Origin of the sequence: Xanthomonas sp. NCPPB 3761, from assembly GCF_041475705.2 — a bacterium.
GTDB lineage: Bacteria > Pseudomonadota > Gammaproteobacteria > Xanthomonadales > Xanthomonadaceae > Xanthomonas > Xanthomonas phaseoli.
In genome coordinates, this window is the sequence record NZ_CM191262.1 from 4999952 (window position 1) to 5012359 (window position 12408).

15 protein-coding genes are annotated in these 12408 nt (G+C 66.2%); 9 read left to right on the top strand and 6 right to left on the bottom strand.

Features of this window, described 5'->3' with window-relative positions:
- Positions 1 to 245: 245 nt before the first annotated feature.
- From ACCQ00_RS21685 to ACCQ00_RS21710, 6 genes are read left to right on the top strand one after another with little or no spacing between them, the layout of a single operon-like run.
- A complete protein-coding gene (locus tag ACCQ00_RS21685) occupies positions 246 to 1040 on the top strand; it encodes an ABC transporter ATP-binding protein (protein ID WP_017156015.1) in 795 nt (264 codons plus the stop codon).
- Positions 1040 to 1789 (top strand): MlaE family lipid ABC transporter permease subunit, encoded by a 750-nt coding sequence (locus ACCQ00_RS21690; RefSeq protein ID WP_011349188.1) that lies wholly within the window; start codon positions 1040 to 1042, stop codon positions 1787 to 1789. The genes ACCQ00_RS21685 and ACCQ00_RS21690 overlap by 1 nt, the downstream gene beginning before the upstream one ends.
- Positions 1790 to 1800: 11 nt before the next feature.
- Positions 1801 to 2346 (top strand): outer membrane lipid asymmetry maintenance protein MlaD, encoded by a 546-nt coding sequence (gene mlaD / locus ACCQ00_RS21695; RefSeq protein WP_005912377.1) that lies wholly within the window; start codon positions 1801 to 1803, stop codon positions 2344 to 2346.
- Positions 2343 to 3005 carry an MlaC/ttg2D family ABC transporter substrate-binding protein gene (locus ACCQ00_RS21700; protein WP_011349189.1) on the top strand — a complete coding sequence of 221 codons (663 nt, stop codon included), beginning with the start codon at positions 2343 to 2345 and terminating at the stop codon, positions 3003 to 3005. The genes mlaD and ACCQ00_RS21700 overlap by 4 nt, the downstream gene beginning before the upstream one ends.
- On the top strand, positions 2995 to 3285 hold the full coding sequence (locus ACCQ00_RS21705; protein WP_039569023.1) for an STAS domain-containing protein: 291 nt from the start codon (positions 2995 to 2997) through the stop codon (positions 3283 to 3285). The genes ACCQ00_RS21700 and ACCQ00_RS21705 overlap by 11 nt, the downstream gene beginning before the upstream one ends.
- Before the next feature lie 10 nt (positions 3286 to 3295).
- Positions 3296 to 4351, top strand: coding sequence for an MlaA family lipoprotein (locus ACCQ00_RS21710; protein ID WP_039569025.1), 1056 nt, complete (start codon positions 3296 to 3298; stop codon positions 4349 to 4351).
- 271 nt (positions 4352 to 4622) lie between these two features.
- Here the strand turns inward: ACCQ00_RS21710 and ACCQ00_RS21715 are convergent.
- From ACCQ00_RS21715 to ACCQ00_RS21740, 6 genes are all read right to left on the bottom strand, one after another.
- Positions 4623 to 5710, bottom strand: a protein-coding gene (locus ACCQ00_RS21715; protein WP_372354033.1) for an IS3 family transposase whose coding sequence is annotated in 2 segments (ribosomal slippage) — positions 4623 to 5458 and positions 5458 to 5710 — 1089 coding nt in all. Because the reading frame shifts where the segments join, the coding sequence is not laid out codon by codon here.
- A complete protein-coding gene (locus ACCQ00_RS21720; protein ID WP_157926379.1) occupies positions 5707 to 5874 on the bottom strand; it encodes a hypothetical protein in 168 nt (55 codons plus the stop codon). Before ACCQ00_RS21720 ends, ACCQ00_RS21715 begins: the two co-directional genes overlap by 4 nt.
- 30 nt (positions 5875 to 5904) lie before the next feature.
- On the bottom strand, positions 5905 to 6450 hold the full coding sequence (locus ACCQ00_RS21725) for a glutathione peroxidase (protein WP_039583607.1): 546 nt from the start codon (positions 6448 to 6450) through the stop codon (positions 5905 to 5907).
- A 153-nt stretch (positions 6451 to 6603) separates the two neighbouring features.
- Positions 6604 to 6981 carry a hypothetical protein gene (locus ACCQ00_RS21730; RefSeq protein ID WP_039571219.1) on the bottom strand — a complete coding sequence of 126 codons (378 nt, stop codon included), beginning with the start codon at positions 6979 to 6981 and terminating at the stop codon, positions 6604 to 6606.
- Positions 6982 to 7196: 215 nt separating this feature from the next.
- A complete protein-coding gene (locus tag ACCQ00_RS21735) occupies positions 7197 to 8729 on the bottom strand; it encodes a DNA recombination protein RmuC (RefSeq protein ID WP_180301640.1) in 1533 nt (510 codons plus the stop codon).
- Positions 8730 to 8957: 228 nt separating this feature from the next.
- Positions 8958 to 9965 carry a zinc-binding alcohol dehydrogenase family protein gene (locus tag ACCQ00_RS21740; RefSeq protein WP_039571231.1) on the bottom strand — a complete coding sequence of 336 codons (1008 nt, stop codon included), beginning with the start codon at positions 9963 to 9965 and terminating at the stop codon, positions 8958 to 8960.
- A gap of 96 nt (positions 9966 to 10061) precedes the next feature.
- Here ACCQ00_RS21740 and ACCQ00_RS21745 point away from each other — a divergent pair, with 96 nt between their 5' ends.
- From ACCQ00_RS21745 to ACCQ00_RS21755, 3 genes are all read left to right on the top strand, one after another.
- Positions 10062 to 10994 carry a LysR family transcriptional regulator gene (locus ACCQ00_RS21745; RefSeq protein ID WP_039571284.1) on the top strand — a complete coding sequence of 311 codons (933 nt, stop codon included), beginning with the start codon at positions 10062 to 10064 and terminating at the stop codon, positions 10992 to 10994.
- A gap of 336 nt (positions 10995 to 11330) precedes the next feature.
- A complete protein-coding gene (locus ACCQ00_RS21750) occupies positions 11331 to 11561 on the top strand; it encodes a hypothetical protein (RefSeq protein WP_017156003.1) in 231 nt (76 codons plus the stop codon).
- Positions 11562 to 11724: 163 nt separating this feature from the next.
- Positions 11725 to 12345 carry a glutathione S-transferase family protein gene (locus ACCQ00_RS21755; RefSeq protein ID WP_039571234.1) on the top strand — a complete coding sequence of 207 codons (621 nt, stop codon included), beginning with the start codon at positions 11725 to 11727 and terminating at the stop codon, positions 12343 to 12345.
- Positions 12346 to 12408 lie beyond the last annotated feature (63 nt).

Here is a 12408-nt window from a genome sequence, read left to right on the forward strand (position 1 = left end):
AAGCTGCAGGGAGACACGGCGCGCTGTGGAAACTGTCGCCGACGTCCCTACTGCAGCGTACGTTTCTCGATTCCGCTCGCATGCGTGTAGACCGGTTGCGTTGCAGGACACGCTGTTACGCAGACAGCGACACGCAACCCGCACATCGCCATTGGGTGAATGCGACAATACTGCACGCGCCAGTCTGGTTATGTTCAGCGCTGTGCGGGCTACTCTATCGCGTTGTAATTTTGTTAAAGGCACCGATGACGGCTTCCGCTTCCCCTGTCGTGCAGTTGTCCGGTGTCCGCATCGACCGCGGCGGGCGCACGATCCTGCGCGATGTGTCGCTGCAGGTGCCACGCGGCAGCATCACGGCCGTGCTCGGTCCGTCCGGTAGCGGCAAGTCCACCATGCTGGCGGCGCTGACCGGCGAGCTGCGCCCGGTTGCCGGCACGGTCACGTTGTTCGGCAATGCGATTCCCACCGGCAGCCGCGCGCTGCTGGAGATGCGGCGCAACGTCGGTGTGCTGCTGCAGGGCAATGGCCTGCTCACCGACCTCAGCGTGGCCGAGAACGTCGCGCTGCCATTGCGCACCCACACGCGCTTGCCGGCAGCGGTGCTGCAGCGCCTGGTCCAGATGAAGCTGCATGCAGTCGGCCTGCTGGCCGCCGCCGATGCCTGGCCGCGCGAGTTGTCCGGCGGCATGGCGCGGCGCGTGGCGCTGGCGCGCGCGCTGGCACTGGACCCACCGCTGATGATCTACGACGAGCCGCTGACCGGGCTGGACCCGATCGCCTCGGGTGTGATCATGAGCCTGATCCAGCGCCTCAACGACAGCCTGGGCCTGACCAGCATCATCGTCAGCCACCATGTGCACGAGACGCTGCCGATCTGCGACCAGGCGGTGGTGATCGCCAATGGCGGCATCGTGTTCGCCGGCACCCCTGCGCAGTTGCAGGACAGCACCGACCCACTGGTGCAGCAGTTCCTGCATGGCCAGCCGGATGGCCCGATCGCCTTCGATGCCGCCCCGCGCCGCGACCGGAGTGCTGCCTGATGGCCTTCGCCGATTCCATTCGCGCCTTCGGCCGCGCCGGCCTGTTTTCGCTGACGGTGCTGCGCGGCTCGTTGCCCACGCGCGATTTCATTGCCGAACTGGTCCGCGAGATCTACAAAGTCGGCGCGCGCTCGCTGCCGATCATTGCGGTGGGCGGCGCCTTCGTCGGCCTGGTGCTGACCTTGCAGGGCTATCGCACGCTCACCACCTACGGTGCATCGGATGCGTTGTCCACGCTGTTGGGGCTGTCGCTGTATCGCGAACTGGCGCCGGTGCTGACCGCACTGTTGTTCATCGGCCGCGCCGGCAGCTCGATCGCCGCCGAGCTCGGCTTGATGCGCGCCACCGACCAGATCAAGGCGCTGGAGCTGATGGCCATCGACCCGGTAGCCAAGGCGGTGGCGCCGCGCTTCTGGGCGGCGGTGCTGACGGTGCCGCTGTTGACGGGCGTGTTCTGCTCGCTGGCCATTACCGGTGGCTATTTCGAAGCGGTGCATGTGCTGGGGATCGACAACGGCACCTTCTGGTCCGGGCTGAGCAATAGCGTGGACGTCTGGGACGACTTCGGCGTGGCGATGCTCAAGTCGGCCATTTTCGGCGGCACCGCCGCACTGGTTGCCGCCTACGTGGGCTTCCATGCCGAACCGACCATCGAAGGCACCTCGGTCGCCACCACCCGCGCGGTGGTGAATGCCTCGTTGCTGGTGCTGATGTTCAACTTCGTCCTTTCTGCAATGTTGTTTAGGTGAGTGGAATAACTATGGCCATGCGTGGACCACGACTCGAATTCGCCGTCGGCGCCTTTTTGCTGCTGACCCTGGCCTCGCTGCTGGTGCTGGCGGTGGCCTCGACCAACCAGCGTTGGGGTTTTGGCTCCAGCCAGTACACGCTGACCGCCCGCTTCAGCCAGATCGGCCAGCTGCGCGCGCAGGCGCCGGTAAAGATCGGCGGCGTGACCATCGGCAAGGTGGCCGACATCAGCCTGGACCCGACCAAGTTCGATTCGATCGTGACCTTGTCGCTGGATACCAAATACAAGGACCTGCCTGCCGACACCTCGGCCGGCATCTTCACCAGCGGCTTGCTTGGTGAGAGTTATATCGGGCTGCAGCCGGGCGGCGACCCGGACACCCTCAAGCCGGGCGACGAAATCGGCTTCACCCAGCCGGCGGTGGATCTGCTGCAGCTGGTCGGCAAATACATGTTCAGTGGTGGCGGTGGCGGCAGCAATGCCCCGGCCGCCGCCAACGGCCAGGCGCCTGCGCCTGCGCAAACCGCTCCTCCCTCTACGGAACCACATCAATGAAGACCACTGTGCTTTCTGCCGTCCTGGCCTCGACCCTGCTGGTGTGCGCACCGGCAACCGTGCTGGCGCAGCCGGCCGCTGCCAGCGCGCCTGCGCAAGGCGCGGCGACCAAGACCGTCATCGACAGCAGCACCCGCATCCTGAGCACGCTGGACCAGCGCCGCGCCGAGTTCCGCAGCAATCCGGCGGCGCTGCGTCAGTTCATCAACGGCGAATTGAACAAGGCCTTCGACCGCGATTACTCGGCCCGCCTGGTGCTGGGCGTGCATGGCCGCGGCGCCTCCGATGCCGACGTCAAGCTGTTTGCCGATGCGCTGGCCGACAACCTGATGCAGCGTTATGGCACCGCGCTGCTGAATTTCGAAGGCAAGCCGACCTTCCGCGCCAAGTCCGAAAGCGCGCTGCCGGGCAACCGAGGCGTCAAGGTGTCCACCGACCTGCTGCGTGCCGGCAACGACCCGACCCCGGTCGATTACCTGATGCGCAATACCGGCGGCCAGTGGAAGATCTTCGACGTGATGATCGAAGGCATTTCCTACGTGCAGACCTTCAAGACCCAGTTCGACGGCCCGCTGCGCGAGAAGGGCATTGCCAAGGTGGCCGCCGAGCTGCGTAGCGGCAACCTGCAGGTCGGTACGGCACCGGCCAATGGCAACTAATACCGTGCAACGCACGGGCGAGGCGCTGGTCATCGCCGGCGTGCTCGACCGTGCGGCGGTTACCGCGGCCTGGCCGCAGGCGATCGCACAGCTGGATGGCGCGCGCACGCTGGACCTGTCGGGCGTACAACGCCTGGACAGCGCCGGCGCGGCAATGCTGGCCGAACTGGCTGCCCGGTTGCGCCAAGCCGGCAGCGGCGCGGTGGTGGGCGAGGCGTCCGGTCTGGACGAATTGCGCGCCGCCTACCGGTTGTCCCCCACTCTCGATTTTCAGGCCTGAGCGCCAGCCCATGACCCAGTTCCGTTCTCTTCCGTTGTTGGCCAGCCTGCTGCTGGGTGCCTGCGCCAGCCAGGCGCCCAAGTCCGCGCCGCCGTCGGGCGGTACCGCAACCGCCATCACGCCTGCAGCCGATGCGCCGGTCCGCGACGATGCCGCAGTGACCGCGCAGCCGGCCGCCGCCGGCATGGCCGCCCCGGACGCGCTGCCGGCCAGCGCTGCTGCTGCCGATCCGCAGGCCGCGGCGGGCACCGGCACCGCCGCGGCAGGCGCGCCCACCGATGCCGAAAGCGACTTCGACGCGCTGTACGGCACGACCACCCCGCAGGGTGCCAACGGCGCGCCGGCACAACCGGGCGCGGCGCCGGCATACGACCCGTGGGAGCGCTACAACCGCGGCATGCACCGCTTCAACATGGCGGTGGACCGCGGCGTGGCGCGTCCGTTGGCGACGGCCTACACCAAGGTGGTGCCGAGCCCGGCGCGCCTGGGCGTGACCAACTTCTTCGACAACCTGGGCACGCCGCTGACCATGGTCAACCAGCTGCTGCAAGGCCACCCGGTCCATGCAATGCAGTCGCTGGGGCGCTTTGTGATGAACAGCACGCTGGGTGTGGCCGGCCTGTTCGACCCTGCCTCGGCGGCCGGCATCCCGCGGCGCAGCGAAGACTTCGGCCAGACGCTGGGCGCGTGGGGCTGGCGCAACTCGCGCTACTTCGAACTGCCGTTGTTCGGGCCGCGCACCGTGCGCGACACCTTCGGGCTGGCGGGCGATATTCCGCTGTCGTGGATTCGCCAGGTGGACGACGGCGGTACGCGCTTCGCCCTGCAGGGCTTGCAGCTGGTGGACACGCGCGCGCAGCTGATGTCGCTGGATTCGCTGCGCGACCAGGCGCCGGACGAATACGCGCTGACCCGCGATGCATGGATGCAGCGCCGCAATTACCAGATCACCCGCGATCTGCGCAGCCATCGCGAGAAGAACAACGAGCTGCCGGACTACCTGCGCGACGACAAGGACAATACCGTGCCGGGTAACGCCATGCCGATCCCGAACTGGGTGCGTTGATCCGCACCTGATCTGTGAACTGAAAAACCCGGGAGCGATCCCGGGTTTTTTTATGGCACTAACTCTTAGTCAGCCATTTCTCGAAAAGCCAGCATTTGCATGAGGGATTCTTCCGTACCAAACAGAGAAAAAGGGTTGATATTCATTGCATCAAGTTGGCGCAAAATACCTCGCCTAAGCCTTGCGGGTATAACAAACTTATCCAACCTATCTTGCCTGTCTGCCGCTCCCCCGGTAATCCCCCCACTTCTAGCGGTCGCCAGAAGTGGAGCTAAGCGGCCATCGCCAACTTCATGGCAGGCGTGATGCCGCCGAGCGCCATATTCGGACGCTCGTGGTTGTACGTCCATAGCCAGCGGGTGGCTTTGTCCTGCACCTGGTCGATGGTGTCGAACAGGGTTTGGGCGAGCCAGGCGTAGCGGATGGTGCGGTTGTAGCGTTCAACGTAGGCGTTCTGCTGTGGCTTGCCCGGCTGGATGTGCTCGACCCGGATGCCATGCCGCTGCGCCCAGGACAGCAACGCGCCACTGATGTATTCAGGGCCGTTGTCGCAGCGGATCACGGCGGGCTTGCCGCGCCACTCGATGATCTGCTCCAGCGATCGGATCACACGGGCTGACGGCAGCGACAGGTCGACCTCGATCCCCAGCCCCTCGCGATTGAAGTCGTCGAGCACATTGAACAGCCGGAAGCTGCGGCCGTCGGCCAACTGGTCGTGCATGAAGTCCATCGACCAGACCTGGTTGATAGCCTCCGGCACCGCCAGAGGCTCGGGCCGCTCACGCACCAGCCGCTTCCTCGGCTTGATCCGCAGGTTCAACTCCAGCTCGCGGTAGATCCGGTAGACCCGCTTGTGATTCCAGCCAAAGCCCTTCACGTTGCGCAGGTACAGGTAGCACAGGCCAAAGCCCCAGTCGCGATGGGCGGTCGTCAGGCGGATCAGCCAGTCGGCGATCCGGGCGTTCTGCTCGCTGGCCTTGGCCTGGTAACGGAAGCAGGTCTCGCTCACCGCGAAGGCCTGGCAGGCGTGGCGGATGTTCGTACGCCCGCTCGTGACTGCCGATTGGGCCATCTCGCGTCGCTGAGATGGCCTCACCATTTTTTTGCGAGCGCTTCCTTCAGCAGGTCGGTACTGAGCTGCGCCTCGGCGTACATCTTCTTGAGCCGGCGGTTCTCCTCCTCCAGCTCCTTCATGCGCGCGACCATGGACACGTCCATGCCGCCGAACTTGCTGCGCCACTTGTAGAACGTGGCCGAGCTGATGCCGTGCTCGCGGCACAGCTCCGGCACGGGCGCACCGGCCTGGGCCTGCTTGAACACGGCGATGATCTGGCTGTCGGTAAAGCGGGACTTCTTCATGGAACCTCCTCGAGAAAGGATACGAGAAAATTCCACTTCTGGCGTCTGCTAATGGGCGGGGGGATTACCCGGTCGCCGTCCAAAGACCTTGCAGCACAATCATTTTTAAGCGCTTCTGCACATTTTTCCAGTTCGTCCAGACTTGATACTTTTCGTTCTTCCATGAAATTCTCCTATAAAAACAATCGCTAGTTTTAAGCAGCCAGCGCCGCATCCACTGCGTCGCGCAGGCGTGCATCGTCGGCGGGGATGTCCTGAGCGAAGCGGTCGATGATCGTGCCGTCGCGGCCGATCAGGAATTTTTCGAAGTTCCACAGCACCCCGGGTGCGGGGTTGGGGGCAATGCCGTAGCCGGCCAGTTTTTCGCGCATCGGGCCGTCGCCGGTGGTGTGCGGGTGCGTGCTGGTCAGCGCCCGATACAGCGGATGCGCCTGGTCGCCGGTGACGGCGATCTTGGCAAACATCGGGAAGGTGACGTCGTAGGTGAGCTGGCAGAACTGCGCGATCTCCGCTTCGCTGCCCGGCTCCTGGCCGTTGAAGTCGTTGGCCGGAAATGCCAGCACTTCCAGACCTTGCGTGCGCTTGTCGCGATACAGCGCTTCCAGTCCTTCGTACTGCGGGGTCAGGCCGCACTTGGAGGCGACGTTGACCACCAGCAGCACCTTGCCACGATAGTCCGCCAACGTGGCGGGCTGGCCGTCGATGCGGGTCACGGGAATGTCGTAAAGCGTCTGGCTCATCGATGCGTCCTGGGCAGGGAGAGCCCAGAGCATAAACGGCCAACGTGGCGCGAGCGATGCCGCTGGCTCACGCTGCCGGCCGTTGTCTGCGGCCAGGCGCATGGGCCGACCGGCTGACCGCCCCATGCACGCGCCTGGCCACCGTCGAGGCCATCAATCGATGCACAACGTCGCCTGGCCCTTGCCGCCGACCACCTCCTGGCGGCAACCGAAACGATCGCTGTCGCGCTGGCAGGTCCCGGTGGCCGCCGCGCCGGTCGGCACGATGCTGGTGGCCAGGCAGTCGCCGCTGCAATCGCTGTTGTCGGTGCAGGTCTTGCCGGCATCGGCATACGGCACGATGCAGCGCGGAATCTGCATGCGGCCGACCGGGCGCAGTTGGCCACCCTTTGCGGTGCAGGCAGCGGCGTCGGCGCTCGTTTGTGCAGCAGGGGCCTGCGCGGCTGGCGAGGCAGGAGAGGTGGTTGGCGCATTGCTGCAGGCAGTCAGCAGCAGCGCGCAGAGCCCTGCGTGGATCCATCGGGTCGCCATATTGAAACTCTCGTCTTGAATCGTGTGGGTGCAAGCATCGCGGTGGCGATGTCTGCGCGATGTGCTGGCTATCGGCGCAAGCACATGCCGCAAACCTGCATGCGTAGGAGCGCACCCGGGCGCGACCAGCTCTACCGATAACGCTTCATCGCGCCCGGATGCGCTCCTACGTTGTGCTGTCGCGCGGACGCCATGCATCACCGCCTGCAGCCGGATCACGCCTGCTCGTCGTTGCTATCGTCTTCGCTGCTGGTGCCGGTGTCGTCGCTGCCATCGTCCAGCAACGCCTGCGACTGATCGCCGGCCAGTGTTTCCACCCCGCGCAGGCGGCGTTCGATGGTGCGGGTCTTGCGGCTGGCTTCGCCCAGGCTCTTGCCGACGGTGCTGATCTGCCGCTCGGCCTTTTCGAGAATGCCGGCGAACTTGCCGAACTCGCTCTTCACCGCGCCCAGCACCTGCCAGACCTCGCTGGAGCGCTTTTCGATCGCCAACGTGCGAAAACCCATCTGCAGGCTGTTGAGCAAGGCGGTGAACGTGGTGGGGCCGGCCAGCACCACGCGGTGCTCGCGCTGCAGCAGATCGACCAGGCCGGCACGGCGGATCACTTCGGCATACAGCCCTTCGGTGGGCAGAAACATCACCGCGAAGTCGGTGGTGTGCGGCGGGCAGACGTACTTGTCGCTGATCGACTTGGCCTGGATGCGGATGGCGCGTTCCAGTTGCGCGGTCGACTGCTTGATCGCGTCGAGATCGCCCTTTTCCTGCGCATCGATCAGGCGTTCGTAGTCCTCGCGCGGGAACTTGGCGTCCACCGGCAGCCACACCACCTTCTCGTCGCCGCGTCCGGGCAGGCGGATGGCGAAATCCACCGCTTCGGCACTGTCGGGCTTGACCCGTACGCCGCGCGCGTACTGCTCCATCGTCAGCGTTTGCTCGAGGATGTTGTCCAGCTGCACTTCGCCCCAGCCACCGCGGTCCTTGACGTTGCTGAGCACGCGCTTGAGGTCGCCCACGCCGGTGGCCAGCTGCTGCATTTCGCCCAGGCCGCGCTGCACCTGTTCCAGCCGTTCGGAGACCAGCTTGAAGGAGGCATCCAGACGCGTGTTGAGCGTGGTCTGCAGTTTTTCGTCGACGGTGGCGCGCATCAATTCGAGCTTGCTGGCGTTGTCGTGTTGCAGGCTGGCCAGCTGCTGCTCGAGCGTGGCGCGCATCTCGCCCAGGCGCAATTCGTTGCGCTGGGTGAGTTCGTTCAAGCGCTGGCCCAGCGCTTCGGTGAAGCGCTGTTGCGATTGGCCGGCTTCGGCGCGGCCCTTGCGTGCGTCTTCGGCCAACGCTTCGCGCAGCGCGGCCATGTGGGTGTCGGTGCGCGCGATCAGTTCGGTCAGTTGCTGGCCGAACACGTGGATGCGGGTTTCCTGTTGCTGGCCGAAGCCTTCGAGCTGAGTGCGCAATTCGGTGAGCCGCAGGGTCAGCAGCTCGCCGGTGCGTTGTTGTGCAAGGCCGCTTTCTTCGCGTGCCTTGCGGGCATCTTCGCCGAGCGCATCGCGCAGCAGGTCCAGGCGTTGGTCGGTGCGCGTGGACAGCTCGGTGAGGTTGCGCGCGAAGGTTTCCAGGCGGGCGTCCTGCTGCCGCGCCAGGCCTTCGAGTTGCTCGCGCAATTCGCCACGGCCGTCGCGTTGCTCGGCGCGCAGTGCATGCTCCAGCGCGGTGGTGGACGGACGTCGCAGCAGCGCCAGCAGCTGCAACACGAGGACTGCGACAAGCAGCCCGAGAAGGATCAGGGATTGGGATGACATGCGCGCAGTGTAGCGGCGCCGGTCGCAACAGCTGCGTCAGTGCGATGCCGGTTGCGTGGTCGGTGCTCACCGTCGCAAGCGCGTGGAACGTTGCGCCTGCGGCACTGCGCACCGGCGCGGCCGAATGCAACAGCCAGACAGCGGCGATGCGCGCCGCTGCCTGGTCTTGAGGCGTTTAGGTCAGAACCCTTCCAGCACCAGCTTGCCGCGGGTACGGTGCGATTCCAGCGCGGCGTGGGCGCGGCGCAGGTTGGCGGCGGTGATGCGGCCGTAGTGCTCGCCCAGCGTGCTGCGCAGCGTGCCGCTGTCCACCAGCGCGGCGACGCGGTTGAGCAAGTGGTGCTGGGCAATCATGTCATCGGTCTCGAACAGCGAGCGGGTGAACATGAATTCCCAGTGCAGCGACGCGCTCTTGCGCTTGAGCGGCAACGCGTCGAGCGTGGCCGGGTCGTCGATGAGGGCCAGCTGGCCCTGCGGCGCGAGCACGTCGACCAGCTGGGAAAAGTGCTGGTCGGTGTGGGTGAGGCTGGCGACGTGCTGCACTTGCGCGATGCCGATGCGCTGCAGGCCTTCGCTCAGCGGCTGGCTGTGGTCGATCACGTGATGCGCGCCGAGTGCGCGCACCCAGTCCTGGGTTTCCGGACGCGAGGCGGTACCGATCACGGTCAGCTGGGTCAGCGAGCGCGCCAGCTGCACCAGGATCGAGCCGACGCCACCGGCCGCCCCGACCACCAGCAACGTCTGGCCCTGTCCGCCGCCTTCGGCGATGCGCAGGCGGTCGAACAACAGTTCCCAGGCAGTGATGGCCGTGAGCGGCAATGCGGCGGCCGCAGCGTCGTCGAGCGTGGCCGGTTTGCGCCCGACCAGGCGTTCGTCCACCAGGTGGTATTCGGCATTGGTGCCCGGACGATTCAAGGTGCCGGCGTAGTACACCGCATCGCCGGGCTGGAACAGGCTGACATCGCTGCCTACTGCATCGACCACGCCGCTGGCGTCCCAGCCAAGCACGCGCGGGGTGTCCACCGCGGCGTTGCTGCGTATCTTGGTGTCGACCGGGTTGACCGAGACAGCGTGGATGCGCACGCGCAGATCGCGCGGACCGGGTTCTGGCAGCGGCAGCTCGAGTTCGACCAGCGCGCGCGCATCGTCGATGGGCAGGCCGTGTTGCGGATAGGCGATGGCTTTCATGGCAGGGCGTCGTGCGGGAGGGAGCTGCATGGTCGGTCACCTGGATTCACGGAAAAACCGGCAAACTGCGCAAGCACTTTCACGATTGGAGTGAAGATGGTCCGCTTCGACGATCTGGCGCTGTTCGTCCGTACCGCGGCGCTGGGCAGCTTCTCCAGCGCGGCGCGCGAGGCCGATCTGCTGCCGGGACAGGCCAGCGCGGCAGTGGCCCGGCTGGAACGCGCGCTGGATCTGCGCCTGTTTGCCCGGTCCACGCGCAGCCTGCGGCTGACCGCCGAGGGCGAGCAGTACCTGCCGTACGCGCGTCAGGTGCTGGAGCTGCTGCGCGACGGGCGCGAGCATGTGCGGGGCGCCGACAGTGCGCTGCACGGCGTGCTGCAGGTGACGGCACCATCGGACCTGGGCCGCAACGTGCTGCTGCCGTGGCTGACCGAATTCCGCGCTGCACATCCGAAGCTGACCCTGCGCCTGCACCTGTCGGACCAGGTGGCCGACCTGTATCGCGCGCCGGTGGATGTGGCATTTCGGCTAGGCCGTATCGACGATGCAGACCATGTGGCACTGCCGGTGGCAGCGGGCAACCGCCGCGTGCTGGTGGCCGCACCGGCCTACCTGCAGCGCCACGGGCGCCCCGCCACGCTGGATGCGCTGCGCGAGCACGCCTGCCTGCTGTACGTGCTGGCCGGGCGCGCCTACGACCGTTGGCAATTCGACCTGGACGGCCGCCGCCACGTGGTGCCGGTGCGCGGCGCGATGCTGTGCGACGACGCCGATGTGGTACGGCGCTGGGCGGTCGCCGGCGAAGGCATCGCCTACAAGTCGTGGCTGGACGTGTGCGCCGACGTGCAGGCCGGGCGGCTGGAAGTGCTGTTGCCCGAGTGCGGCGATCGGCTGCCGCTGCAGCTGGTGTGCCCGCACCGCAAGCAGTTTTCGCCGGCGATCCGGCAATTGCATGCGCTGTTTGCGCAACGCTGCCGGGCGCTGACGGCGTTGTACCCGCTGCAGGCCGATGCAGTGGGTGCGGGATGATGCGGTGGAGAACGCAGCGGCGTCATCGGCACGGCCTGTTTGCTGGGCCGCGTGGAGGTGGTTGAGGGGTTGTAGGTTCAATGCCTGCCATCCGCACGCCGCAACGCTTGGGGGTGCGGCGTCTTCCGCGCTCGCGGCACGTGCGACCGGCTGTTTTCCTATTCCCTGCGCTTGAATGCGATATGCCTGCTACACCGCGATGCCAAGGGTGTGCACACCGGTTTCGATTGCGCGTGGGGTGAGGCGCAGCTGCGCACGCTATTGCCGCGTTCGTTGAAGCGCCCATCACTGCAGCGGTTCTAGCCTGCCAGCATGACCACCCCCCGCCCGGTTCGCATGCAGCGCTATGGCAATCGCAACGGCCACTCGGGCGTGGTGGCCTACGCGCTGGCCGATGACGCCATCGCGGTGCGCTTTCGCAGCGGCGAGACCTATGTGTATACGGCCGACAGTGCGGGTGCCGAGGTGGTTGCGACCATGCAGCGGCTTGCCGCGGCCGGGCGCGGGCTGAGCACCTATATCAGCCAGAGCGTGCGCGATGCATATGCGGGCAAGCGCGCGCTGTAGCGGCGCAAGAGTGCAGCGGTGAGAATGCACTGCGCCCTGCGATTGGCCGCCGCGTGCGTGGATGCACGCGGCGACGCTCGCCGCATCAGGCGCGTGCGGCGTCGCATGCAGCGCATGTCACCGCCGCCAATCGCCGGCCATCACGCATAGCACCGAGGAACACATGCTGGAGATCTACGGCAAGCCGGGCTCGATCAATGTGCGCAAGGTGTTGTGGCTGTGCGACGAGCTGGCGCTGGACTACACGCTGCATGCCTATGGCAGCGGCTTTGCGTCGGTGCAGACGCCGGAATTTCGCGCACTCAACCCCAATGCGCTGGTGCCGGTCATCCGCGTAGGCGAACTGGTGCTGTGGGAATCGAACACGATCTGCCGCTACCTGGCCGCGCGCAGCCAACGCCACGATCTGCTGCCGGCCGCGCCCGCCGCACGCGCATTGGTCGAGCGATGGATGGATTGGCAGGCTACCGAACTCAATACAGCCTGGCGCTACGCGTTCATGGCCACTGTCCGTGGCAGTGCAGCGCATACCGATGCGCAGGCGATTGCGGCGAGCGTGGAGCAGTGGAACCGGCACATGGCGATCCTGGATGCACAACTACAACGCGGCGGTCCGTTCCTCCTCGGCGCACGCTTTACGCTTGCCGACATCGTGCTGGGGTTGTCGACACAGCGCTGGGTCGCCAGCCCCATCGCGCATGCGGCGTTGCCTGCGGTGGCGGCGTATTACGCACACTTGAAGACACGCGCCGGATTCCAGCGCCATGGTTGCACGGCACCGTGATACTGCGCGTCGCCTTTGTGCGAAGCGAACAAGACCACCGACGCGATGCATGCCGCACGCTCG

What these genes read in the sequence shown, in the direction of transcription:
- ACCQ00_RS21740 (WP_039571231.1), bottom strand. Translation starts at nt 9,965, where the DNA reads ATGAAAGCCATCGCCTATCCGCAACACGGCCTGCCCATCGACGATGCG.
- ACCQ00_RS21730 (WP_039571219.1), bottom strand. Translation starts at nt 6,981, where the DNA reads ATGGCGACCCGATGGATCCACGCAGGGCTCTGCGCGCTGCTGCTGACT.
- ACCQ00_RS21685 (WP_017156015.1), top strand. Translation starts at nt 246, where the DNA reads ATGACGGCTTCCGCTTCCCCTGTCGTGCAGTTGTCCGGTGTCCGCATC.
- ACCQ00_RS21725 (WP_039583607.1), bottom strand. Translation starts at nt 6,450, where the DNA reads ATGAGCCAGACGCTTTACGACATTCCCGTGACCCGCATCGACGGCCAG.
- ACCQ00_RS21710 (WP_039569025.1), top strand. Translation starts at nt 3,296, where the DNA reads ATGACCCAGTTCCGTTCTCTTCCGTTGTTGGCCAGCCTGCTGCTGGGT.
- ACCQ00_RS21720 (WP_157926379.1), bottom strand. Translation starts at nt 5,874, where the DNA reads ATGGAAGAACGAAAAGTATCAAGTCTGGACGAACTGGAAAAATGTGCA.
- ACCQ00_RS21700 (WP_011349189.1), top strand. Translation starts at nt 2,343, where the DNA reads ATGAAGACCACTGTGCTTTCTGCCGTCCTGGCCTCGACCCTGCTGGTG.
- ACCQ00_RS21705 (WP_039569023.1), top strand. Translation starts at nt 2,995, where the DNA reads ATGGCAACTAATACCGTGCAACGCACGGGCGAGGCGCTGGTCATCGCC.
- ACCQ00_RS21690 (WP_011349188.1), top strand. Translation starts at nt 1,040, where the DNA reads ATGGCCTTCGCCGATTCCATTCGCGCCTTCGGCCGCGCCGGCCTGTTT.
- ACCQ00_RS21755 (WP_039571234.1), top strand. Translation starts at nt 11,725, where the DNA reads ATGCTGGAGATCTACGGCAAGCCGGGCTCGATCAATGTGCGCAAGGTG.
- mlaD (WP_005912377.1), top strand. Translation starts at nt 1,801, where the DNA reads ATGGCCATGCGTGGACCACGACTCGAATTCGCCGTCGGCGCCTTTTTG.
- ACCQ00_RS21750 (WP_017156003.1), top strand. Translation starts at nt 11,331, where the DNA reads ATGCAGCGCTATGGCAATCGCAACGGCCACTCGGGCGTGGTGGCCTAC.
- ACCQ00_RS21745 (WP_039571284.1), top strand. Translation starts at nt 10,062, where the DNA reads ATGGTCCGCTTCGACGATCTGGCGCTGTTCGTCCGTACCGCGGCGCTG.